This is a genomic window from Brevundimonas sp. SPF441, assembly GCF_009661015.1.
GTDB classification, from domain to species: domain Bacteria; phylum Pseudomonadota; class Alphaproteobacteria; order Caulobacterales; family Caulobacteraceae; genus Brevundimonas; species Brevundimonas vesicularis.
Window position 1 is genome coordinate 1 of sequence record NZ_WJWX01000056.1, and the last position, 1,184, is coordinate 1,184.

Here is a 1,184-nt window from a genome sequence, read left to right on the forward strand (position 1 = left end):
CAAGTATAGCACACGTTTGGGGCGTCTCAGGCATGCACACAGGGGACTGCTGGGTTGATTTCTCAAAGCCAGTTGCCCGAGATTTTTCGGTATGACCCGTTTTTGGCGGTGACAGGCGCAGCGCTGCCTCGCAACGTTGGCAAAACCACTGTTAACCGCTGTTGCCACCCTACCAACTGACGCGCTGATCGACCTCGAAGTCCGGGGCCGGTTGGGTCGCTTCATCCCAGTCTGGGGCTGGCTCCACGCCCTCTGCGGCTTGCGCGTCGCACTCGTCCCACAGTGGCGGCCCGCGTGCCGGGGTGATGTGCGGCGGCTCCGTCTCCACCCCGATGTGCTCCAGTATTTGGCGGATATCGGCACTGTGTGTGATGAAGGCGATGATGTGCATTTGCCCGCCGCAGATGGGGCACAGCAGCGGGAACACCTCGTAGATACGGGCCATCAGCACCGCCCACAAATAGTGCGCCGGGCGCTTGGGTGGCACCGGCTGGGCGGGCTCGGTCTGGGTTGGCAGTGGGCTTCTTACCCCAAGTGCGCCCTCGCCTGCAGCCGTGCTGGCTGGCTCGGCTTGCACCTGCGCCGGTTTCACCGCTGCATCACGCGCCAGCGCCGTGACGGCAGGCCTCAAGGGTGAGTTCGGTGCCAGCACGCCAAAGTAGCGGTGGCGGTGCGTGCGCGGCGGGGGCACCAGCTTGGCGATACGTTCAATCAGCTCCAGCGGGGTGAGGGTGATCTCATCGGCCTTTACGCCGCGCTTGTTGTGAGGCAGGCTGCCGGGCTCGCTGTGCTGCTTGGCGCAGCGGTAGACCAGCTCGCTGCCCGCTTTGCGCAGCCGCTCCATGGCAAACGGCGGGCGGGCGCAGTAGCGCAGCAGCCGCTCCAGCCCGGCGCGGTCGTGCGCCGCTATGCACACGCTGGTGTCCACCGAAAACCCGCTGTGCTTGTAGCCCAGCATCTCTTGGGCCTCGAAACTCTCCAGCAGGCCCCGTCCGACAAAGGCGCGCAGGATGCGTTTGCGTAAGCTGGCCTGCACCTGACCCACGGCATCCGCAGTCACGCCGGTGGCGGGGTGGAAGATGATGCGCGATGGTGAGCTTTGAGAAGCTGCATCAGCAGCATCGCCCTCCTCGCCCGCCACTTCCTCAAACACGCCATCGACTGCGCAGACATGGAAGTGCACA

General features: G+C 65.0%; 1 protein-coding gene. It reads right to left on the minus strand.

From position 1 onward, the window contains the following. Positions 1–169: 169 nt before the first annotated feature. Positions 170–1,184: transposase (locus GGC30_RS16160; RefSeq protein ID WP_194943628.1), on the minus strand; the 1,015-nt coding region annotated here is incomplete at its 5' end.